At 74.4% G+C, this 21900-nt stretch carries 17 protein-coding genes; 14 read left to right on the plus strand and 3 right to left on the minus strand.

What is annotated here, in order from left to right:
• The first annotated feature begins 701 nt into the window (after window positions 1-701).
• The 4 genes from ACWGJO_RS25525 to ACWGJO_RS25540 all read left to right on the plus strand — a co-directional run bounded on the left by ACWGJO_RS25525 (window position 702) and on the right by ACWGJO_RS25540 (window position 5278).
• Complete coding sequence (locus tag ACWGJO_RS25525; protein WP_452187176.1) at window positions 702-1652, plus strand: LysR family transcriptional regulator; 951 nt, start codon at window positions 702-704, stop codon at window positions 1650-1652.
• Window positions 1653-1803: 151 nt separating this feature from the next.
• Window positions 1804-4455, plus strand: a complete 2652-nt coding sequence (locus ACWGJO_RS25530; RefSeq protein ID WP_452187178.1) for a collagenase — start codon at window positions 1804-1806, stop codon at window positions 4453-4455.
• Window positions 4456-4616: 161 nt separating this feature from the next.
• Window positions 4617-4853, plus strand: coding sequence for a toxin-antitoxin system HicB family antitoxin (locus ACWGJO_RS25535; RefSeq protein WP_452187180.1), 237 nt, complete (start codon window positions 4617-4619; stop codon window positions 4851-4853).
• Window positions 4850-5278, plus strand: coding sequence for a fic family toxin-antitoxin system, toxin component (locus ACWGJO_RS25540; protein ID WP_359909922.1), 429 nt, complete (start codon window positions 4850-4852; stop codon window positions 5276-5278). Before ACWGJO_RS25535 ends, ACWGJO_RS25540 begins: the two co-directional genes overlap by 4 nt.
• 96 nt (window positions 5279-5374) lie before the next feature.
• Here the strand turns inward: ACWGJO_RS25540 and ACWGJO_RS25545 are convergent, their stop codons facing one another.
• Window positions 5375-6223, minus strand: a complete 849-nt coding sequence (locus ACWGJO_RS25545; protein WP_452187182.1) for a GNAT family N-acetyltransferase — start codon at window positions 6221-6223, stop codon at window positions 5375-5377.
• A 261-nt stretch (window positions 6224-6484) separates the two neighbouring features.
• On the opposite strand from ACWGJO_RS25545, the gene ACWGJO_RS25550 reads away from it, so the two are divergent.
• From ACWGJO_RS25550 to ACWGJO_RS25575, 6 genes are all read left to right on the plus strand, one after another.
• On the plus strand, window positions 6485-7414 hold the full coding sequence (locus ACWGJO_RS25550; protein WP_452187183.1) for an ATP-grasp domain-containing protein: 930 nt from the start codon (window positions 6485-6487) through the stop codon (window positions 7412-7414).
• Window positions 7411-8265 (plus strand): ATP-grasp domain-containing protein, encoded by an 855-nt coding sequence (locus ACWGJO_RS25555; protein ID WP_452187184.1) that lies wholly within the window; start codon window positions 7411-7413, stop codon window positions 8263-8265. The genes ACWGJO_RS25550 and ACWGJO_RS25555 overlap by 4 nt, the downstream gene beginning before the upstream one ends.
• A gap of 175 nt (window positions 8266-8440) precedes the next feature.
• A complete protein-coding gene (locus tag ACWGJO_RS25560; RefSeq protein ID WP_452187186.1) occupies window positions 8441-9280 on the plus strand; it encodes a putative RNA methyltransferase in 840 nt (279 codons plus the stop codon).
• 145 nt (window positions 9281-9425) lie between these two features.
• Window positions 9426-10913 carry an AAA family ATPase gene (locus ACWGJO_RS25565; protein WP_452187188.1) on the plus strand — a complete coding sequence of 496 codons (1488 nt, stop codon included), beginning with the start codon at window positions 9426-9428 and terminating at the stop codon, window positions 10911-10913.
• A gap of 8 nt (window positions 10914-10921) precedes the next feature.
• On the plus strand, window positions 10922-11362 hold the full coding sequence (locus ACWGJO_RS25570) for a nucleotide pyrophosphohydrolase (RefSeq protein ID WP_452187223.1): 441 nt from the start codon (window positions 10922-10924) through the stop codon (window positions 11360-11362).
• Between the two features lie 167 nt (window positions 11363-11529).
• Window positions 11530-12237 (plus strand): DUF6099 family protein, encoded by a 708-nt coding sequence (locus ACWGJO_RS25575; protein ID WP_452187190.1) that lies wholly within the window; start codon window positions 11530-11532, stop codon window positions 12235-12237.
• Here the strand turns inward: ACWGJO_RS25575 and ACWGJO_RS25580 are convergent.
• Window positions 12183-12419 (minus strand): hypothetical protein, encoded by a 237-nt coding sequence (locus ACWGJO_RS25580; protein ID WP_387736432.1) that lies wholly within the window; start codon window positions 12417-12419, stop codon window positions 12183-12185. The two genes, ACWGJO_RS25575 and ACWGJO_RS25580, sit on opposite strands and share 55 nt — an antisense overlap.
• Before the next feature lie 466 nt (window positions 12420-12885).
• Here ACWGJO_RS25580 and helR point away from each other — a divergent pair, with 466 nt between their 5' ends.
• Window positions 12886-15042 carry an RNA polymerase recycling motor ATPase HelR gene (helR, locus tag ACWGJO_RS25585; RefSeq protein WP_452187193.1) on the plus strand — a complete coding sequence of 719 codons (2157 nt, stop codon included), beginning with the start codon at window positions 12886-12888 and terminating at the stop codon, window positions 15040-15042.
• 283 nt (window positions 15043-15325) lie between these two features.
• Here the strand turns inward: helR and dapD are convergent, their stop codons facing one another.
• Window positions 15326-16330 (minus strand): 2,3,4,5-tetrahydropyridine-2,6-dicarboxylate N-succinyltransferase, encoded by a 1005-nt coding sequence (gene dapD, locus ACWGJO_RS25590; protein ID WP_452187195.1) that lies wholly within the window; start codon window positions 16328-16330, stop codon window positions 15326-15328.
• 141 nt (window positions 16331-16471) lie between these two features.
• Between dapD and ACWGJO_RS25595 the strand changes: the two genes are divergently transcribed.
• From ACWGJO_RS25595 to argF, 3 genes are all read left to right on the plus strand, one after another.
• The gene (locus ACWGJO_RS25595; RefSeq protein WP_452187196.1) at window positions 16472-18013 is read left to right on the plus strand and encodes a 3' terminal RNA ribose 2'-O-methyltransferase Hen1; all 1542 of its coding nucleotides are present in this window, start codon (window positions 16472-16474) and stop codon (window positions 18011-18013) included.
• A complete protein-coding gene (locus tag ACWGJO_RS25600) occupies window positions 18010-20709 on the plus strand; it encodes a polynucleotide kinase-phosphatase (RefSeq protein WP_452187198.1) in 2700 nt (899 codons plus the stop codon). Before ACWGJO_RS25595 ends, ACWGJO_RS25600 begins: the two co-directional genes overlap by 4 nt.
• Before the next feature lie 125 nt (window positions 20710-20834).
• Complete coding sequence (gene argF / locus ACWGJO_RS25605; protein WP_452187200.1) at window positions 20835-21836, plus strand: ornithine carbamoyltransferase; 1002 nt, start codon at window positions 20835-20837, stop codon at window positions 21834-21836.
• Window positions 21837-21900 lie beyond the last annotated feature (64 nt).

Below are 21900 nucleotides of genomic sequence, written 5' to 3' on the forward strand. Positions count from 1 at the left end.
CATATCTCGGCGCCTGCGTCTTTTTTTTTTCAGCCCCGGGGGGGGGGGCGGCCCGGGCCCCCCCCGGGGGGGGGGGGCTCCCGGCCTGGGGGCGCCCCCCGGGGGGGGGGGCCCCCCCCCCCCCGCGTCCGGGCCGGCTACTCGTTGTGCTCCTCCTCGTCGACGCTGTGCGGCAGGTCGATGCCGTGCTGGGCGGCGAGCCGCAGGAGCGCGGCGACCCGGCCCTCGTACGCCTGGACGCCGTCGGCGTCTCCTCGGCCCGGGCCGCCGCGAGGTCCCGGCGGGCCTGGGCGAGCTGCTCGCGCAGCTCTTGGTCGAACATGGCTGTCATCGGTAGGCCTCCGCACCGGTCGGCGCCCGCTCGGGGGAACGCAGGGGGGTCTTCAGCCTCCCGGACGGCGGGTCGGTCTTCAAGTCCCGCCCCTCCCGGCGAGGCGGGGCGGAGCGGGCACGGGCGGGCGCGGGCGGCCCGGACCGGGCGGAAGGTCAGGTGCCGGCAATGCGCTGGTAAAAGATGGTGCGCGCAAGGCCGTCGGGCCCCGGGAGAGGGCTTGACGAGGTCATTCCCCGGGGCGAAGGTGAGCCGCTGACATGTGATGTGTGCCGTTGTACCGGCGGGCCGGTGCGCCGTCGCACCGCCCGTGACGGCAGCCGCCCCACGCCGTCGGCCGGGGCCGGCCGGGTGCGCGAGGGGGAGCGTCATGGAGCTGGAGCTGCGGCACCTTCGCGTGCTGTGCGCGATCGCCGACACCGGGAGCGTCGGCCGGGCCGCCGTCCTGCTCGGCGCCTCGCAGCCGGCGACCAGCACCCAGCTGCGCCGGATCGAGCGCCATCTGGGCGCCCCGCTGTTCGAACGCACCACCGTCGGCGTCGCGCCGACCGGCTTCGGGGCGGAGGTGGTGGCCGCGGCCCGGGAGCTGCTCACCCGTGCCGACGGTCTGGGCCGCCGCCCGGAGGCCCCGGCCGGACCCGTCCCTCGCGAGCTGCGGCTGGCGGCGACCAACTCGCCGCTGCTGCCCGGACTGGTCACCAGGGCGCGGCACCAACGGCCCGGACAGCGCTTCGCCCTGACATCGGTCTACCGCTCCTCCGACATCGTCGAGCTGCTGGAGCGGGACGGGGCCGACGCCGCGGTGGCCGTGGACTACCCGGGCCGGGAGCTGCGCCACGCGCCGTCCGTCGCGCACCGCGGCATCGTCACCGAGCCCGTCTTCGTCGCGCTGCCGGCCGGCCACCGGCTGCGGCACCGCACCGAGGTGGCGCTGGCGGACCTCGCGGAGGAGGAGTGGTTCCTGACCCCCGACGACGGGGCCGGCTGGCACGGCGTGTTCCACGGGGCCTGCGCCGCGGCGGGGTTCGCCCCGGCGACCGTCCACGAGTTCCTCGGCGGCCGGCTGGAGCTCCAGGAGATGATCGCCGCCGGGCTCGGCATCTCCGTCGTCCAGGCCACCACCCGGCCGCTCGCCGAGGTGGTGGTCAAACCGCTCGCGGGGACGCCGATCTGGGTCCGGCAACTGCTGGTCTGGCGGCCGGCCGGGGTGGGCGGGGAGGTGCTGGAGACGCTGCTCGGGGCGGCCGCCGCGGCGTACCGGGACCTGATCGCGGCGGCGCCGGGCTTCCAGGCGTGGGCCGCACGGACGTACCGGCCTTAGGGCATGACGGGCGGTGTTATGGCTGGGCAGGGCTATGTCATATGACCTGTGACATTGTTCTGGATGCCCGCCGCTGGCAGGATCATGACGCGTTCCCCCAACGCCTCGGCAGTCCTCCCAGCGCCTCCCCCCACAGGAGAAGGACCCACCAGTGCGCCCACGGATACCACTCCCCACCCTGCTGGCCGGCCTCGTCGCCGGCTGCTGCGCCGCCGCCACGCTGCTGCCCGCCGCGGCCGCCTTCGCCGCCCCGGCCGCTTCCGCCGCCTCCGGCCCGGCCGCCTCCGGGTCGAGCGCCCGGCCCGCGGCCGGCGCCCCGGCGGCCGACCCGGGCTCCGCCCTGCCGAAGCCGCTCGGCGCCTTCCTCACGGTCGATCCGGCCGAGCAGTCCCGTGCGGCCGAGGAACCCGCCCCGGTCGCCAAGCCGCTGCCCCCGGCGCTGCTCGGGCAGCTCGTGATGGGCCAGCCGGCCGGCACCGCCGTGCAGACCGCGCAGCGCCCGGCCGGGCCGAAGACGTCCCCGGTCAAGCAGCCCCTCGCCGCCCGCGGTGCCGCCGCCGCGGCCACCACCGCGCAGAGCTGCACCCCGGCCGACTTCGGCAGCCGCAGCGGGGCCGACCTGGTCTCCTTCCTGGAGGCCTCGACCCCGGACTGCGTCAACACGCTGTTCAACGTCACCGGCACGGACGCGGGCGCCGTCTTCAAGGAAGCGAAGATGCTCACCGTCGCCAACGCCTTCCAGAACGCGGCGGGCGGCTACACCGGCGACAACTCGACCGGCATCCTGCAACTCGTGCTCTTCCAGCGGGCCGGCTGGTACGTGCAGTCGAACAACCAGGGGGCGGTCGGCCCGTACGACGCGGCCCTGACCGGCGCCTCCAAGGCCGCCCTGGACGCGTTCTTCGCGGCGCCGCACCGCACCGACGTGAGCGACGGCAACGGCACCGTGCTCAACGAGGTCCTGGTGCTCACCGACAGCGCCAACCTTCAGGGCAGCTACCTGGGCGTCTACAAGCAGGTGCTGACGTCGTACGACAACTCGTACAACGCCTTCCCGAAGATGCTCAAGGCGGTCAACGCGGTGCTCTCCGCTCCGCTGTGGCGGGGCAACTGGAACCCCGACTTCGTCAGCGCGGTCGGCGCCGACCCGAGCATCGGCGCCGCCCTCGGCGACTTCGCCCTGAACCACAAGGACCTGCTCGGCACCGCCAACGCCTACCTGGACGTCAACGCGGGCAACGACCTCGGCCGGATGGCCGGCGACGGCCCGGCGGTCGAGGCCGCGGTCAAGGGCAAGGTCAAGGCCGTCCTCGACGGCGCCCGGATCACCGGTGCCACCGGCCCGCTGTACGTCCACACCGCGTACCAGGCCAACAGCTTCGACCCCGGCCAGTGTTCGTACTACGGCACCTGCGACCTGCCGGCCAAGCTGACCGCCGCGGTGCTGCCGAACCAGCTGGTCTGTGACAACCGCACCATCCTGACCGAGGTGCTCCCGCCCGCCGACCTGTCCGCGGTCTGCGCCAGCCTGCGAGGCGAGGACACCTTCTTCCACAAGCTGGTGAAGGACAACGGGCCGATCCCCGGCCAGTACGACAAGGAGCTGACCCTCGCGGTCTTCGCCAACCAGGCCGACTACCTGACCTACTCCTGGGCGATCTTCAACAACTCCACCGACAACGGCGGACAGACCGTCATGGACCCGACCGACCCGAACAACCGGGCCGTGTGCGTGATGTACCAGAAGTCCTGGAACGACGGCTTCACCGCCAACGTGTGGAACCTCAACCACGAGTACACCCACTACCTGGACAACATCTACGACCTCAAGGGCAACTTCTCCACCGAGATCTCCGTCCCGGACATCTGGTGGATCGAGGGCGTCGCCGAGTACGAGTCCTACGCCTACCGCGGCACCACCGACACCCAGGCGATGGCCGAGGCCGCCAGGCACACGTACAAGCTGAGCACGATCTTCCAGAACACGTACGGCAATTCGGACACCGTGCGCACCTACCCGTGGGGCTACCTGGCGGTCCGGTACATGTTCGAGAAGCACCCGGCCGACATCGACTCCGTGCTCGCGCACTTCCGCACCGGTGACTACCAGGGCGGCTACGCGGTCTACAACGGGATCGGCACCGGCTACGACGCCGACTTCGACGCCTGGCTCGACGCCTGCGCCGGCGGCGCCTGCTACGCGGCCGGCCCGACCGCGCTGTTCGGTCAGACCGTGAACGGCCCGACCGTCACCCTGGCCGACAAGTCCGTCCAGACCGGCCCCGGCCGGATCACCGCCTGGCACTGGACCTTCGGCGACGGCAGCTCGTCCGACCAGCAGAACCCGAGCCACACCTACGCGGCCGCCGGCACCTACACGGTCGCGCTGACCGTCACCGACGACACCGGCAGGACCGCCAGCACCCCGGCCTCCGTCACCGTGACCACCGGCGGCGGCGGCCCCACCACCCCGCCGGCCTGCACCGACCCGCGCACCGACGCGCTCGGCAAGAACTGCTCGCGGGCCGGTCTGGCGGCGACCGCCGGCAATCTGGACTACCTGTACGTCTACCTGCCGGCCGGCACCAGCACCCTGAAGATCACCACCTCCGGGGGCACCGGCACCGCCTCCCTGTACTACAACGAGAGCACCTGGGCCTCGCCGAGCGCGTACACCGCCTCGTCCACCAACCCGGGCACCACCCAGAGCATCACGGTGACCAACCCGACGGCGGGCTACCGCTACGTGAGCCTCTACGCGAACACCGACTTCAGCGGGGTGACCGTCAGCACCCAGTTCTGATCCGCCTCCCTTCCGGCGCGGGCCGGGTCCGTGGCAGCCGCCGCGGGCCCGGCCGTTCGGCGTCCCGGTGACGGTGAGGTTGCGCGGGGGCGTGCGGCAGGTGTGCGGGCGGTGTGCACGCGCCCTTGTTGTGCTAGCACTTGAGCGCTAGCTTGAACGGCATGGGTAAGAAGCAGCTGAACGTGCGGGTCGACGCCACGACCGCCGAGATGGCCCGGGAACGGGCGGAGCAGCAGGGGATCTCCATGAACCAGTACATCGAGCGCCTGGTCCAACAGGACATGGGTGAGTCAGGGCGGGCCTTCGTGGACGCGGCCGCGCAGTTCATGAAGGAGTACGAGTCGGCCTTCCTCGCCGAGTTCGGGGAGCCCGGCAACCTCCAGGACGTGCGCCGTTGAAGCTGGAGGTCGACCTCTCGTGGCTGCTCATGACCGCCGAGCAGTACACCCCCGGTGACCCGCAGGTCACCGACTACGGCTCGCTGCTCGCGGCCGTCACCCGCCACCAGGCCGAGATATTCGACATCGCGGTCTACCCCGAACCACAGGACCGCGCCGCCGCGCTGATGCACCAGCTGATCCGGGTGCCCGCCCTGGAGAAGACCAACGAACTCTTCGCGACCGCCGTCGCCTACGCCTACCTGGTCGCCAGCGGCTGCACCATTGCCACCACCGCCCGCGAGGTGCGCAGCCTCTCCCGGGCCATCCGCGAGGGGCGGCTCGGGGTGTCGGGCGTCGCCGAGCGGCTGGCGGCCTGGATGGTGGACGAGGCGGAAGGGGAGGAGGTCACCGGGGCGGACGAGGAGGACGAGGACGACGACTGATCGGCGCCGTCCTCGGCCGGGTCCCCGGGGCGCCGGGCGGCGGGGCCGCCGAGGGGCGGGCCGCTGCTGCCGGGCGGGCTCCCGCCGGGCGGGCTCCTACTGGGCGGCGGGTTCCGCGATCAGGGCCGTCGCGAAGGTGCGGAAGCCGGCCCGGCGGTAGATCCGGGCGACGTCCTCGTCGGCGGCGGACAGGAACACCGTCCGAACTCCGTTCGCCCGGGCGTGCGCGACCAGCGCCGCGGTGACCGCCAGGCCCAGCCCGCGGCGGCGCGCGGACGGGAGCGTGCCCACCCCGGCCACCTCGGTGACCGGGCCCACCGGGTTGTGCTGGCCCGCACACAGGGCCGTGCCGTCCTCCAGGGCCGCGGCCAGCACGGTGGTGCCGGCGGCGATCCGCCGGGCGACCTGCTCCGCCGTGCCGTCGGCCGTCAGCTCCGCCGCGGCTGTGGCGAGCTCGGCCGCACCGGTCGGGCCGACGGCCGTGCCCGGATCGCCGAAGGCCAGGTGCGGGACGGCGAGCGCGGCCGCCAGTTCCGGCGCGTCCGGCGCCAGCACCCGGACCTCCACCGGCTCCGGCAGCTCGGGCGCCGGGGCCGCTTCGTCCTGCGGGCCCAGCACCAGCAGCGGGTGCTCGTGCACCGTCAGACCTGCCGCCTCGACCGCCGCGCGCAGCTCCGGGGTCTGCTCGGCCACCCACTCGAAGGCCTCCGGGACACCCAGCTCCCGCTGCCGCTCCAGCACCCGGCGGACGTCCTCGGCGGTGGCGGCCGGGCCGCCGTGGCCGAGGGCCGGGCGGGCGTAGTACGGCCAGCCGCCCCCGTCGCGGACGAACAGGGTCAGCGGTCCGAAGTCCTCGGTGCGGGCGGCGCTGCGCGGCACGGCGTCGTAGTAGCGCTCGATCTCGTCGAGCAGGGGGCGGTCGGGAGCATGATCAGCAGGGGTCACGGCGTGCATCCAAGCAGGGGCTGCGGCGCGGTGCCACCGGATTACCGGGGCACGTCCCGGGGCCGTCCCCCGACGCCCCCCGGCGCCACTCGACGGCGCCCCGAGGGCCCTCGCCGCCTTCCCGGGGCCCGATTGTTGCCGAACGCTTACCCGCTCGCAGCGATCTTGTGCGAACACAGCGTGCATGCTGAAGCCTTTACAGCTCTGCCGAGGGGGACGGCGGACGTCTGCACTAGGCGAGGCAAGGGGGAAGACAGGCCCATGAGGCTCTGCTTTCTGGTGGAGGAACACTACCGGCACGACGGCATGCCGCTCGACGTGGCACGCCAACTCACGGCGTGGGGACACCGGGTGGACGTGCTGCGCCCCGGGGACTCGCTGCTGGCGATCTCCGAGGAGGTCCGGGCCGGCAGCCACGACGCCTGGGTGCTCAAGACCGTGTCCGGCGGGCCCGGGCTGACCCTGCTGGAGTCGGCCGCCGCCGTCGGCCTCACCACGGTGAACGACGTGCGCTCGATCCGCGGGGTCCGGGACAAGGCGCTAGCCGCGGTCATCGGCCGCACCCGCGGGCTGCCCGTCCCGGTGACGTACGCGGCCGCGCGCTGGGAACGGCTGGCCGAGATCCCGGCCACGGAGTACCCGCTCGTGGTCAAGCCCGCCGACGGCAGCTCCGGGCGTGCCGTCCGGCTGGTGCGCAGCCCCGACCAGCTGCTGGAGGTCGGGCCGGAGCTGGCGGGGGAGGGGCTGCTGATCGCCCAGCCGTACGTGCCCAACTCCGGGACCGACCTCAAGGTGTACTGCGTCGACGGCGAGCTCTTCGCGACGGAACGTTCCTCCCCGCTGCACCCGGGGCAGGGCGTGCGCGAACGGCAGGTGCCGCTGCCGGGGAGCGTCGCGCGGATCGTGGCGCAGGTCGGCGAGGTGTTCGGGCTGGACCTGTACGGGGTCGACGTGCTGCTGGGGCCGGACGGGCCGGTGGTGGTGGACGTCAACGACTTCCCGAGTTTCCGGCAGGTGCCGGACGCGGTGGCCCGGGTCTCCCGGGCGGTGCTGCGGCTCGCGCGCAGCGGGACGGCCGTGTCGGTGCCCGGGGGGCCCGCCGAACTGGTGCCCGGCGGGCCGGTCGAGCTGGTGCCCGCCGGCGGTGACGCCTACGGTCAACGCGGCTTCGGTGAGGGGGAGCTGCTGTGAAGGTCGGACTGATCACCGGCGACCCGGGGCATCCGGTGCTGGCATCGGCGGCCGAACTGCTGGTGCGCCGGGGGCACGAGGTGGCGGTCGTCCCGCCCTCCGGGCCCGTGACCGGGCTCCCCGACGTCTGCCTGCTCAAGGCCCGCACGCCTCAGGCGCTGGCGCTGGCCGGGGAGTTGGAGCGGCGGGGCGTGCCGGTGGTCAACTCGGCGGCGGCCACCGGGCTGTGCCAGGACCGGGTGCGGATGGCCGACCTCGCCCGCGCCGCCGGGCTGCCCTTCGCGGCCACGGACGCGGCCGGACGCCTGGGCGAACTCGCCGATCCGGCCTACCCGTTCGTGGTCAAGAGCCGGCACAGCAGGCGGCACGACCTGGTCGCCCGGGTGGACGGCCCGGCCCGGTTGCGCGAACTCGCCGAGCGCTGGCCCGAGGAGCCGGTGGTCACGCAGCCGTTCGTCCCGGGGACGGGTTGGGACCAGAAGCTGTGGGTGGTCGACGGACAGGTGTTCGCGGCCCGGCGGCAGTCCGAGCTCGCCACCGGCACGGGGAAGTCGGGGCGGGCGGAGGACTGGGAGCCGTCCGCCGGGCGGGCCGCGCTCGCGCTGCGCGTCGGCGAGGTGTTCGGGCTCGACGTGTACGGAGTCGACCTGCTCGACGGGCCCGCCGAGCCGGTCATCGTGGACGTCAACGCCTTTCCCGGAGTGCGCGGCCGCCCCGGCGCGCCGGAGGCGCTGGTGGCGCTGGCGCTGCGGGTCGGGGCGCAGCGGGGGCCGGTGCTCGCGGGGCGGGACCGCGCGCGGCGGGGCCCCGCCGGGCGGGAGCTCGCAGGACTCGGGAGGGGCGTGGGGTAGGGCCGGCGGACGTGGCCGGGGCGTGGGCCCGTCGGCGCTGGGCCGGGGTGGCGGCCCGGGGCGCGGATCCGTCAGTGCTGGGCCGGGGTGGCGGCCCGGGGCGCGGGTCCGTCGGGGTCGTTAGGCTGGCTGGCGCCCCGACCGGCCGGGGCGTACGGCGAGAGAAGACGGAACCTTGCTCCAGGACATCGAGCGCTACCTGGCCTGCCCGCACTGTGCGCAGGCCCTCACCCGGCACGACCGCAGCCTGCGCTGCCCGGCCGGGCACAGCTTCGACCTCGCCAAGCAGGGCTACGTCAGCCTCCTCGCCGGCGACGCCCACACCGGTACCGGGGACACCGCCGGGATGGTCGCGGCCCGCGCGGACTTCCTCGCCGCCGGGCACTACCGGCCGATCGCCGAGGCGCTGGCGCGGGCGGCCTCCGCCGTCGTCTCCGGTGAGCCCGGCGGGCTGGTCGCCGACCTCGGCGCCGGCACCGGCCACTACCTGGCGCACGTTCTGGACGCCCTGCCCGGCACGGTCGGCGCGGCTCTCGACATCTCCAAGTTCGCGCTGCGCCGCGCCGCCAAGGCGCACCCCCGGATCGGCGCCGTGGTGTGCGACGCCTGGCGCCCGCTGCCGCTGCGGGACGCCTCGGCCGAGCTGATGCTCAACGTGTTCGCCCCGCGCAACGGGCCCGAGATCCGCCGGGTGCTGCGCCCCGGCGGCACCTTGCTGCTGGTCTCGCCGACCGCCCGCCATCTGCGCGAACTCGTCGACGCACTGGGCCTGTTGTCGGTGGACGAGGAGAAGCAGCGGCGGATCGACGAGAAGCTCGGACCGTACCTGGAGCCCGCCGGGCGGCGGGAGGTCGAGTTCACCCTGCGGCTCGGCCCGCAGGACGTGCGCACCGTCGTCGGCATGGGTCCGAGCGCCTGGCACACCGATCCGGATCGGCTCGGTGCCGCGCTCGCGGAGTTGCCGGAGCCGGTCGAGGTGACGGCCTCGGTGACGGTGGCCGCGTACCGGCGCTGAGCGCCACGTTGGGATGAATCTGCCGCGCAGGCACGTTTCCTCCGGTCGGCCTGCGGCTAACGTCCGACAGGTGAACCGCGACGCCACCAGGCCCGCAGGGCCGTCCCACCTCCGAACGGGCGCCCCACGGCCCGACCGGCCGCCCGTGCCGCGCCCCACAGTCGAGGAGCTCCGGCTCACCTCGTTCAAGTCCTACCGGCGCTCGGTGCTGCCGCTCGCGCCCCTCACCGTGCTGCACGGGCCCGCCGGGGTCGGCAAGTCCAACGCCCTCGACGCGCTGGCCGTGCTCTCCCGGCTCGCCCTCGGCGAGGAGATCGCCGACTCGCTGGACGGGCTGCCCGACCGCACCGGTCCGCTCGCCGAGCCCGTCCGCGGAGGCCTGGACGGGTGCGTGCCGCACGGGCGGGACGCGATCATCCTCGGCTGCACCGTCCGCTCGCCGCACGGCCTGATCCGGCTCGACGTGGTGATCCGCACCGACGGCCCGGTCCGGATCGCCCGGGAGTCGCTCACCCTCGACGGCCGGACCCTGATGGACACCGGGGAGCAGGACGTCCGCAACCGGCGGGTCAACGTCTGCTGGCACAACGACACCCGCCAGGGCGACATCCGGGCGCCGTTCCCCAGCGGCACGATGATCACCGCGCAGCTGCCGCTGCGGGTCGCGGGCTCGTCGGCCGGCGAGTGCCTCGTCCTCGCCGCCACCGAGGACCTGCTCACGGCGCTGCGCGAGGTCTTCCCGCTGCACCCCGTCCCCGCACTGATGCGCGGCTGGGCCCGGGCCGACCCGCAGGCCCGGCTGCGCGGCAACGCCGCCAACATCTCCGCCGTCGTGGCCCGGCTGAGCAACGAGTGCCCGCGCCGGTACGGGCAGCTGCTGCGCGCGGTGCAGTCCGCCGCGCCGCACCCGCTGCTCGGGCTCACCCTGGCCGAGCGGGAGAGTGCGGGCGTGCGGAAGGTCCTCGCCGTCTTCGACGAGGGCGTCCTCGGGCGCACCGGGGCCGACCAGGCCTCCGACGGCATGCTGCGCTACCTCTCCTTCGCCGCGGTGCTGCTGACCGGGGCCGGGGTGCTCGACCTCGACGTGGCCGCCGAGGTGCCCTGGGCGCACCGGCAGCTCATCGTGCTGGCCGAGGACCTGGGCGCGGGGCTCTCCGCGGAGCAGGCCGCCACGTTGCTGCGGCTGGCCCGGGACATGGCGGAGCGCCGCCAGCTGCGGGTGGTCGCGGCCCTGCAGGAGCCGGCGGCGGCGCGGGAGGTGCTGGGCGGCACACCCGGGGGCGGGATGGTGCTGGTGGAGTGCCGGCGGGATCCCGACTCGGGGCTCACGGTGCTGCGGACGGAGACGACGCGGGTACCGGTCCAGGGCGTGCGCGGGGAGGCGGCCGGGGAGGCGAATGGGGAGGCCCGGGGTGGGGCCGGCGAGGGGGCCGCGGCGGGCGCGGGCCGGTCGGCGGCGGGGTTGACGGAGGGGCCGGCGGAGCCGTCGGCGAGGTCGTCGGCAGGGGCTCCGGCGGGGGCTCCGGCGGGGCAGGAGGGGCCGGCCGGGCTCGCGGGAGCTCCGGCCGGCAGCGGGGCGTTTCCGGTGGACGGTGGGGCGGCGGGTCTTGATGCGGTAGACCTGGAGGGGTGAGCGAACGAGTGACGGGGCCGGCGGAGCCCACCGTTGAGGCCTTGCGGCAGCGGCTGGTGGACTTCGCGGCGGCCCGGCGGTGGGAGCCCTTCCACACCCCGAAGAACCTGGCGGCGGCGCTGAGCGTGGAGGCGGGGGAGCTGCTGGAGATCTTCCAGTGGCTGACGCCCGAGCAGGCCGGCGCGGTGATGTCCGACCCGGGCCGCGCGCACCGGGTGCACGACGAGGTCGCGGACGTGCTGGCGTACCTGCTGCAGTTCTGCACCGCGGTCGGGGTGGATCCGCTGGAGGCCCTGGCAGCCAAGATCGAGCGGAACGAACTCCGCTTCCCGGTACCGGAGGGCGCGGTCGCCGGCGGTGAACACGCCGTCGGCAGCGGTGAACATGCGGTCGGCGCCGGTGAAAATGTGCTCGGAGTCAACTCGGACGTAGGCGACCAACCCTTGTGAGGGAAGGAATTCATCCACAGCCCCCGACTTTTCCACAGCTTCTGACACCGTGGATGCGCGTCCGCGCTCTTCCTCGCACGCTTTCGCCGTGACCAGCCGTCGCCCCTCGGACCGCCCCTCCCGGCGGCCCGGGCCGACGGCGACAGCGAGCGAGGGGAGCGGTGGCCATGGAGGCGCTGCGACTGATCAAGACGGCCCGGCACGCCCTGGCCGAGGCCAGGCACGTACCGGACGTGCTGGCCGAGGCGCGGCAGGCCGCGCTGCTCACCGAGGCGGTGGGCGCCAGGCTGGCGGAGTCGGAGGACGAGGAGCTGACCGGGCTGGGGCAGCAACTGTCCGAGGCCGGGGCGCACGCGGCGGTCTGCCTGGACCGCTCCGTCCTCCGGGCCGCCCTGGTGAGCGGGGGCCGGGCCGCGCGGCTCACCGACCTGGGAGACTTGGCGCCGGCCCTGGGGGCGCTGGACGGATTGCTCCGGGACGTCGGCGAGACGCTGGTGGTGCTCGCCTGCGGGGCGGACACCGAGAGCCTCTACTGGACGTGCATCGACGGTGTGGACGCGGTGTCGGAGTGCAAGGACCTCACCGTACGGCTGCGTGAGGCGGCGGTCCGGGCCGGGGAGTCGCAGCCCGCGGCGCTCGGTGGGGCCGAGCGGGAGCGGGAGCAGGTCGGCGGCGGGGCGCCGTTACTGGTGGTCAGGATCGGCCCGCCGGGCGACACCGGTCCGTCCGGCGGTGGCGGTGGCGGTGGCGGTGGAGGTGCCGCGAGCCGCGGCGGCCCGCCCGGTGAGGGCGGGCCGACCGAGGAGGAACCGGTGGATGGCTACCGGGTGCCCTGCGTGTCCGAGGTCCCGGAGGTGTCCGTGCCGGTCGGATAGGCGGTGGAGTCGGCGCTCCCGGGGACGGAGCCCTGGAGTTCGGCGAGGTCCGCGGAGACGGAGGCGAGCAGTTCCTGCATCTGCTCCAGCAGGCTCTTGGGGCTGGCGGGTCCGGCCGAGGTGCCGTCGGCCGAGCCCGTCGGGCTGCTCGGGAACTGCGGCGTGGCAGATGGTTCGGACATGACGGGACCTCTTCGCATCGGTGGTGCGGTGTGGGGCGGCCGACGGTGGCTCGGACCGCACGGCGGGAGGCGGCAGTCGCCCGCCACCGGGGAACCCACCCCCGCCGTAACACCCAACGAACCGCTCCGGACGCCGTCACCCGGACACCACCCGATGCGGTCCAACTCCGCTGCGGGGTAAGCCTCCCGGGTGAGCCGGGGTTGCCGTCGCGGTGCCGCCTCGGCTAGGCGCGGAACGGCCCCCGGGTGCGTTGCGGAGCGGGCCCCGGGCGTCGCGGAGCGGGGATGCGATCGATGATGCGGAGCGCGGCGTGGTCGACGTGCCCGGAAAGGAGCCGGGGACGAACCGGAACGACCTGGGGGAGAACCCACCCCTTGCCACTCTCAACGTATAGCGCACGAGGGGTCTTGCGGCAAGGCCCCCGTGCTGGCGCACAATCGCAGGCCTCAGATCGGAGCTGATGCCATGAACAGCCGGACCACCAGTGCGTTCGACCTTCCCGCCCGCCTCGCCGCCAAGGCCGACCCGGCACTGATCGGCGAGGACGAGCGGCACTTCGCGGCCGTCGCGGAGAGCCTGGAAGAGGCGATCACTGGCCTGTCCGACCGCCTCGACGCGCTGCGCCGCGCGCCGGGCGGCCTCGGCCGGGAGGCGATGGACCGGGACATCGAGGTGCACAGGCTGACCGGTCGGCTGCGCGCCCTGCGCCGCTTCGGCCTGGACCTGTGCCTCGGCCGGGTCGTCCTCGCCGACGACCCGGAGCCGGTGTACATCGGGCGGCTCGGCCTCACCGACAGCGCGGGCCGACGGCTGCTGGTCGACTGGCGCTCGCCCGCGGCCGAGCCGTTCTTCGCGGCCACCCACGCCGATCCGATGGGCCTGGTGAGCCGGCGCCGGTACCGCTGGACCGGTGGCCGGATCGCCGACTACTGGGACGAGGTGTTCACCGCCGAGGCCATGGAGGGGCACGCCGCGCTGGACGACCAGTCCGCGTTCATCGCCGGCCTGGGCGGCGGCCGGTCGGCCCGGATGCGGGACGTGCTGGCCACCATCCAGACCGACCAGGACGCCATCATCCGGGCCGGCTCCCGGGGTGCCCTGGTGGTGGACGGCGGACCGGGCACCGGCAAAACGGTCGTCGCCCTGCACCGCTCCGCGTACCTGCTCTACTCCGACCCCCGGCTCGGCCACCGGCGGGGCGGCGTGCTGTTCGTCGGCCCGCACCAGCCCTACCTGGCCTACGTCGCCGATGTCCTGCCGAGCCTCGGCGAGGAGGGGGTGCGCACCTGCACCGTGCGGGACCTCGTCGCCGAAGGGGCGAAGGCCGGGGCCGAGGCCGACCCGGAGGCGGCCCGGCTGAAGTCCTCGGCCGACATGGTGAGGGCGATCGAGAAGGCCGTCCGGTTCTACGAGGAGCCGCCCACCGAGGGGCTGGAGGTCACCACTCACTGGGCCGACCTCTGGCTGAGCGCCGAGGACTGGTCCGACGCGTTCGACGCGCCGGACCCGGGCACCCCGCACAACGAGGCCCGCGAGCAGATCTGGGAGGAGCTGGCCACGATCCTGATGCACAAGCTGGACGAGGACGAGGGGGTCTCGCCCGAGCTGTTCCGCCGGTCGCTGCGGCAGGACCGGGAGCTGGTCGAGACGCTCAACCGGGCCTGGCCGCTGCTCGACGCGGCCGAGCTGGTCGGCGACCTCTGGTCGGTGCCCGCCTACCTGCGGATGTGCGCGCCCTGGCTCGCAGCCGAGGACGTCCGCAGGCTCCAGCGCAAGGACGCGCCCCAGGCCTGGACGGTGTCCGACCTGCCGCTCCTGGACGCGGCCCGGCAGCGGCTGGGCGATCCGGAGGCGGACCGGCGCCGGCACCGGCGGGAGGCCGCAGCCGCCGCCGAGCGCGCGCGGATGGCCGACGTCATCGGCGACCTGCTGCAGGCCGACGACGACGGCGAGGGCGCGGTGACGATGCTGCGCGGGCGCGACCTCCAGGACACCCTGGTCGACGAAACGGCCCTGCCCGTCGCCGACCCGGAACCGCTCGCCGGGCCGTTCGCGCACATCGTGGTGGACGAGGCCCAGGAGCTGACCGACGCCGAGTGGCAGATGCTGCTGCTGCGCTGCCCGTCCCGGAGCTTCACCATCGTCGGGGACCGGGCGCAGGCCAGGCACGGTTTCACGGAGTCCTGGCAGGAGCGGTTGGAGCGGATCGGGCTCGACCGGACCACGGTGGCCTCGCTGAGCATCAACTACCGGACACCGGAGGAGGTCATGGCCGAGGCCGAGCCCGCGATCCGGGCCGCGCTGCCGGACGCCAACGTGCCGACCTCCGTCCGCAGCAGCGGCATCCCCGTCGTGCACGGGTCGGTGGCGGAGCTGGACGCCGTCCTGGACGGCTGGCTCGCCGGCCATGCCGAGGGGATCGCCTGTGTGATCGGCGCCCCCGGGTTCGAGGCGCGGCCGCGGGTCCGGTCGCTGACCCCGGAGCTGTCCAAGGGACTCGAGTTCGACCTGGTCGTCCTGGTGGATCCGGAGGCGTTCGGCGGTGGGGTCGAGGGCGCGGTCGACCGCTATGTCGCGATGACCAGGGCGACCCAGCGGCTGGTGGTCCTCAGGACTTCGTGAGCCGGCGGTGGCGAAGGGAGCGGGTTGCGGAAGGAGGGAGCGGACGGGCCGAAACGCGCATCGCCCGGTCGGGTGACGCCAGTGGCGGGCGACGGCCGAGGAAGGCGCCGGGGCGCCACCGCAAGCCCTGAGGTCCGCACGGGTGGGCCGCTCCACCCGCGGCCGGATCCCACCTGCGGCCGGACGTCGGGGACGGGAGTGGAACCCGAGGCGCGAGCGGGCCGGGATGCGAGCGGGGCCCGGCGCCGCCCGGCGCCGGACCCCGACAGTCGCTGCCCGCAGGTCAGTTGTGGGCGTGCAGGTCGGCGTTCAGGCCGCCCCAGGAGCCGGAGCGGGCGATGACCTCGACCGCGCCGCTCTGCGAGTTGCGGCGGAACAGCAGGTTGTCCTGGCCGGACAGCTCGACGGCCTTGGCCACCGTGCCGTCCGGGGTGGTGACCCGGGTGCCGGCGGTCACGTACAGGCCGGCCTCGACCACGCAGTCGCTGCCGAGCGAGATGCCGATGCCCGCGTTGGCGCCGAGCAGGCAGCGCTCGCCGACCGAGACGACCTGCTTGCCGCCGCCGGACAGGGTGCCCATGATCGAGGCGCCGCCGCCGATGTCGCTGTGGTCGCCGACGACGACGCCCGCGCTGATCCGGCCCTCGACCATGGAGGTGCCCAGGGTGCCGGCGTTGAAGTTGACGAAGCCCTCGTGCATCACGGTGGTGCCGACGGCCAGGTGAGCGCCGAGCCGGACGCGGTCGGCGTGGGCGATGCGCACACCGGTCGGGGCGACGTAGTCGGTCATCCGCGGGAACTTGTCGATCCCGTACACGGCCAGCTGGCCGCCCTGGGCGCGCACGGCCAGGCGGGCCTGCTCGACCTTGTCCACCGGGACGGGGCCGATGCTGGTCCACGCGACGTTGGCCAGCAGGCCGAAGACGCCGTCCAGGTTCTGGCCGTGCGGCTTGACCAGACGGTGGCTGAGCAGGTGCAGCCGCAGGTACACGTCGTAGGTGTCGAGCGGCTTCTCGTCCAGCGAGGCGATGGTGGTGCGCACGGCGACCACCTCGACACCACGGCGCGCGTCGGCGCGCAGCGCCTCGGCCGCGCCGGCGCCGAGCTCGGCCTCGGCCTGCTCGGCGGTCAGGCGGACGGTGCCGGCCGGGCCGGGCTCGGCGGCCAGCACGGGGGCGGGGAACCAGGTGTCGAGGACGGTGCCGTCGGCGGCGATGGTGGCCAGACCGGCGGCCACGGCGCCGTTCGCCGGGGAGGTGGATTCGAGCGAGGTGGATTCAGCAGTCACACCGTGCACGTTAACCAATGCGGGGCCCCGGTGCCGAACACGCCCGCCGGGCGGACACACCCGTCGGACCTGCTGGTCGGCGGTCCGCGGGGCGGGAAAACCCGGTGCTCGCCGTCCCGGTGCTGGGCAATACTTCAGCGGGTGTTCATGTCGATCTCCACCACCGGCAGCGCCGAGGACCCGGCCGCGGACCTCGGGTTCCTGCTGCACAAGCACCCCGACAAGGTCCAGCGGTTCACCACGTCGCACGGCGAGGCCCACGTCTTCTACCCCGAGGCGGGGGACGAGGTCTGCACCGCGGCGCTGCTGCTGGACATCGACCCGATCGCACTGGTCCGCAAGGGCCGGGGCGACGGCAGGGGGCGCGGCGGCTCGCCCGACTTCGCGCTCTCCCAGTACGTCAACGACCGCCCGTACGCGGCGTCCTCGCTGCTCGCGGTGGCGCTGCGGACGGTGTTCCGGTCCGCGATGAAGGGCGCCTGCCCGGCCCGGCCCGAACTGCCCGGGCGGGCCCGTCCGCTGCGCATCGACCTGCCCGCCGTGCCCGCCAACGGCGCGGGTGACGGCGGTGGTCCGGCCCTGGTGGTCCGGCTGTTCGAACCGCTGGGCTGGCAGGTCGAGGCGACGGCGATCCCGCTGGACGAGTCGTTCCCCGAGTGGGGCGAGTCCCGCTACGTGCGGATCGCGCTCTCCTCCGGAACGGTACGGCTCGCCGACGCGCTCCAGCAGCTGTACGTGCTGCTGCCGGTGCTGGACGGTGCCAAGCACTACTGGGTCGCCCCGGACGAGGTGGACAAGCTGCTCGCCGCCGGCCAGGGCTGGCTGGCGGCCCACCCGGAGCGCGCCCTGATCACCCGCCGCTACCTGGCCCGGCGCTGGTCGCTGACCCGGGCCGCGATGGAGCGCCTGGAGCTGGCCCGGCTGGCGGAGGCCGACGACCGCGAGGTCGAGGAGATCGACAACGCGGTCGACGACCGGCCCGAGGAGGAGGTCGGGCCCGAGGAGGAGGTCCGGCCCGAGAAGGAGGTCGGCGAGCAGCCGGAGCCCCGGCAGCCCTCCCTCGCCGAGCGGCGCCGCGCCGCGATCCTCACCGCGCTGCGTGAGAGCGGTGCTGCCCGTGTCGCCGATCTCGGTTGCGGCCAGGGCGAGTTGATCGGCGAGCTGCTCAAGGACCAGCGGTTCACCGGGATCCTCGGCGTGGACGTCTCCGCCCGGGCGCTGCGGGCGGCGAGTCGTAAGCTGGGCCTGGAGCGGTTGCCGGAGCGTCAGGCGGCCCGAGTGGTGCTGGCACAGGGAGCGCTCACCTACACCGACGCCCGGCTCAAGGGCTTCGACGCGGCCGTGCTGTGCGAGGTGATCGAGCACCTGGACCTGCCGCGGCTGCCCGCGCTGGAGTACGCGGTGTTCGGCGCCGCCCGGCCGAGGACGGTCGTGGTCACCACGCCGAACGCCGAGTACAACGTCCGCTGGGAGAGCCTGCCGGCGGGCGCCGTCCGGCACGCCGACCACCGCTTCGAGTGGTCCCGGGCCGAGTTCCGCGCCTGGGCCGGGAAGGTCGCCGCCGCGTACGGCTACACCGTGGAGCTGCGCCCGGTCGGCCCGGAGGACGAGGAGGTCGGCGCCCCGACCCAGCTGGCCCTGTTCACCACGACCACGACGCCCGAAGGAGGCGAGCCCCGATGACCGATGACACGACCGACACCCCTGGCGACGACCAGGGCCAGGACCACGCGGAGAGCACCACCCCCCGCCGCCTCCCCGTCACCGACGTCTCCCTCGTCGTCCTGATCGGCACCAGCGGCGCGGGCAAGTCCACCTTCGCCCGTCGCCACTTCCTGCCCACCCAGGTGATCTCCTCCGACTTCTGCCGGGGCCTGGTCGCCGACGACGAGAACGACCAGTCCGCCTCCGCCGAGGCCTTCGACGTCCTGCACTACATCGTCGGCAAGCGCCTGGCGGCCGGCCGGCTGACCGTCGTGGACGCCACCAACGTCCAGCCCGAGGCCCGCCGTCAGCTGGTCGCGATCGCCCGCGAGCACGACGTGCTGCCGATCGCGATCGTCCTGGACGTCCCGCCGGGGGTGTGCGCCGAGCGCAACCGCTCCCGCCCGGACCGTCGGCTGCCGGCCCACGTGATCCCCCGCCAGCACCGCGAGCTGCGCCGTTCCCTCCGGGGCCTGGAGCGCGAGGGCTTCCGAAAGGTGCACGTCCTGCGTGGCGAGGCCGAGGTGGCGGCGGCCGGGGTCGAGCTGGAGAAACGCTACAACGACCTGCGCCACCTCACCGGCCCGTTCGACATCGTCGGCGACATCCACGGCTGCCGCTCCGAGCTGGAGACCCTGCTGACCAGGCTCGGCTACACCCTCACCCGGGACGCCGAGGGCCGCCCGGTGGACGCCGCGCACCCCGCGGGCCGCACCGCCGTCTTCGTCGGCGACCTGGTCGACCGCGGCCCGGACACCCCGGGCGTGCTGCGCCTGGTGATGGGCATGGTGGCGGCCGGCCACGCGCTCTGCGTGCCGGGCAACCACGAGAACAAGCTCGGCCGGGCGCTGGACGGCAAGAAGGTCAACGTCGCCTACGGCCTCCAGGAGTCGCTGGACCAGCTGGCCGGGGAGAGCGAGGAGTTCCGGGCCGAGGCCCGCGCGTTCATGCGCGGCCTGGTCAGCCACTACCTGCTGGACGGCGGCGCCCTGGTGGTCTGCCACGCCGGCCTGCCGGAGAGGTACCACGGCCGCAACTCCGGCCGGGTCCGCTCGCACGCGCTGTACGGGGAGACCACCGGCGAGACCGACGAGTACGGCCTGCCGGTGCGCTACCCGTGGGCGGAGGAGTACCGGGGCCGGGCGCTGGTGGTCTACGGCCACACCCCGGTGCCGTCGGCGAGCTTCGTCAACAACACCGTCTGCCTGGACACCGGCTGCGTGTTCGGCGGCAGTCTGACCGCGCTGCGCTACCCGGAACGCGAGCTGGTGGGCGTCGAGGCCGAGCGCGAGTGGTACGCCCCGGTCCGCCCGCTGATCACCGACGCGCCGGGCGCCCGCGAGGGCCGTCCGCTGGACCTCGCCGACGTGGCCGGGCGCCGGACCGTCGAGACCGGGCTGCACGGGCGGGTGGCCGTGCGGGAGGAGAACGCGGCCGCCGCGCTGGAGGTGATGAGCCGCTTCGCGCTGGACCCGCGGCTGCTCGCCTACCTGCCGCCGACGATGGCGCCGAGCGCCACCTCCCGCCGGGAGGGCTACCTGGAGCACCCGGAGGAGGCCTTCCTCGGCTACCGGGCGGACGGCGTGCGGCACCTGGTCTGCGAGGAGAAGCACATGGGCTCGCGCGCGGTGCTGCTGGTCGCCCGGGACGGGGCCGCGCTGGAGCGCCGCTTCGGGGTGGCCGGCCCCGGCGCGATCTGGACCCGGACCGGCCGTGCCTTCCTCGCCGACGAGGAGTTGACCGGCGCCGTGCTCGACCGGGTCCGGGCGGCCGCCGAGCGTTCCGGGCTGTTCGAGGAGCTGGCCACCGACTGGCTGCTGCTGGACGCCGAGCTGATGCCCTGGTCGCTGAAGGCGGTGGAGCTGCTGCGCCGCCAGTACGCGGCGGTCGGCGCGGCGGCGGGTGCCGCCCTGCCGGAGGTGCTGTCCGCGCTGGAGCGGGCGGCCGGGCGCGGCCTGGACCTGGCCGGTCTGACCGCCCGCCAGCGGCAGCGCGCGGCCGACGCGCGGGCGTTCACCGCGGCGTACCGGCGTTACTGCTGGCCGACCGAGGGCCTGTCGGGCATCCGGCTCGCGCCGTTCCAGCTGCTCGCGGCCGAGGGGGCGAACCTCGCGGTGCGCCCGCACGACGAGCACCTGGCCTGGATCGACCGCCTGGTGGCCGCCGACGCGTCCGACGCGTCCGACGGGCCTGGCGCGTCCGACTCCGCCGACGGCACGGAGCACCAGGAGCGCCCGGAGCCCCGGAAGGAGCGGGTGCTGCACCGCACCCGCCGGATCCTGGTGGATACCGAGGACGAGGCCTCGACGGCCGCCGCCACCGCCTGGTGGGAGGAGCTGACCGCGGCGGGCGGTGAGGGCATGGTGGTCAAGCCGCTGGCCTCGCTGGTGCGCACCGCGCGCGGCGAGGGCCGGCCGGGCGGCCTGGTGCAGCCCGGCGTGAAGGTGCGCGGCCGGGAGTACCTGCGGATCATCTACGGTCCGGACTACACCGAGCACCTCGACCGGCTGCGCCTGCGCGCGCTGGGCCACAAGCGCTCGCTGGCGCTGCGCGAGTACGCGCTGGGCCTGGAGGCGCTGGACCGGCTGGCGGCGGGGGAGCCGCTGTGGCGGGTGCACGAGCCGGTCTTCGCGGTGCTCGCGCTGGAGTCGGAGCCGGTCGACCCGCGGCTGTGAGGGCGGTGCCGGAGGAGGGGAGCCCCCCCGTGGGCTCCCCTCCTCCGGCCTGCCTCTGTATAGAAATTCCGAGCATCGTATAGACTTGCCGCTTTCCCGTAGTCCCGTCACCCCAGGAGCCCGGCATGGCCTTCAACCTCCGGAACAGGCACTTCCTCAAGGAGCTCGACTTCACGCCCCAGGAGTTCCGCTTCCTGGTGGACCTCGCCGCCACGCTCAAGGCGGCGAAGTACGCGGGCACCGAGCAGCCCCGGCTGCGCGGCAAGAACATCGCGCTGATCTTCGAGAAGACCTCCACCCGCACCCGCTGCGCCTTCGAGGTCGCCGCCCACGACCAGGGCGCCACCACCACCTACCTGGACCCCGCGGGCTCGCAGATCGGCCACAAGGAGTCCATCAAGGACACCGCCCGGGTGCTCGGCCGGATGTTCGACGGCATCGAGTACCGCGGCCACGGCCAGGAGGTCGTCGAGGAGCTGGCCGAGCACGCCGGCGTCCCGGTCTGGAACGGCCTGACCGACGAGTGGCACCCCACCCAGATGCTGGCCGACGTGCTCACCGTCACCGAGCACACCGCCAAGCCGCTGTCCGAGGTCGCCCTCGCCTACCTCGGCGACGCCCGCTCCAACATGGGCAACTCGCTGCTGGTCACCGGCGCCCTGCTCGGCATGGACATCCGGATCGTGGCCCCGCGCGCGCTCTGGCCCACCGAGGAGGTGCAGAAGTCGGCACAGGCCCTGGCCGGGACGACCGGCGCCCGGATCACCCTGACCGAGGACGTGGCCGAGGGCGTGGCCGGCGCCGACTTCCTCTACACCGACGTCTGGGTCTCGATGGGCGAGCCCAAGGAGGTCTGGACCGAGCGGATCGAGCTGCTCAAGCCGTACCAGGTCTCCATGGACACCGTCCGGGCCACCGGCAACCCGGACGTGAAGTTCCTGCACTGCCTGCCCGCCTTCCACGACCTCGGCACGGTGGTCGGGCGGCAGATGCACGAGGCGACCGGCATGACCGAGCTGGAGTGCACCGACGAGCTGTTCGAGTCGGCGCACTCCATCGTGTTCGACCAGGCCGAGAACCGGCTGCACACCATCAAGGCGGTGCTGGTCGCCACCCTCGGCTCCTGACCGGCCCCGACTGGTCCGGGGGCCGCGGAGGCCGCGGAGGCCGGCGGGTTGGGGCCGGCTCGGC

It is taken from the genome of Kitasatospora sp. NPDC054795, assembly GCF_053611565.1.

Excerpts from the sequence above, each read along its gene's own strand:
- ACWGJO_RS25525 (WP_452187176.1), top strand. The coding sequence starts at position 702 with ATGGAGCTGGAGCTGCGGCACCTTCGCGTGCTGTGCGCGATCGCCGAC.
- ACWGJO_RS25535 (WP_452187180.1), top strand. The coding sequence starts at position 4,617 with ATGGGTAAGAAGCAGCTGAACGTGCGGGTCGACGCCACGACCGCCGAG.
- ACWGJO_RS25550 (WP_452187183.1), top strand. The coding sequence starts at position 6,485 with ATGAGGCTCTGCTTTCTGGTGGAGGAACACTACCGGCACGACGGCATG.
- ACWGJO_RS25575 (WP_452187190.1), top strand. The coding sequence starts at position 11,530 with ATGGAGGCGCTGCGACTGATCAAGACGGCCCGGCACGCCCTGGCCGAG.
- ACWGJO_RS25580 (WP_387736432.1), bottom strand. The coding sequence starts at position 12,419 with ATGTCCGAACCATCTGCCACGCCGCAGTTCCCGAGCAGCCCGACGGGC.
- helR (WP_452187193.1), top strand. The coding sequence starts at position 12,886 with ATGAACAGCCGGACCACCAGTGCGTTCGACCTTCCCGCCCGCCTCGCC.
- ACWGJO_RS25600 (WP_452187198.1), top strand. The coding sequence starts at position 18,010 with ATGACCGATGACACGACCGACACCCCTGGCGACGACCAGGGCCAGGAC.
- argF (WP_452187200.1), top strand. The coding sequence starts at position 20,835 with ATGGCCTTCAACCTCCGGAACAGGCACTTCCTCAAGGAGCTCGACTTC.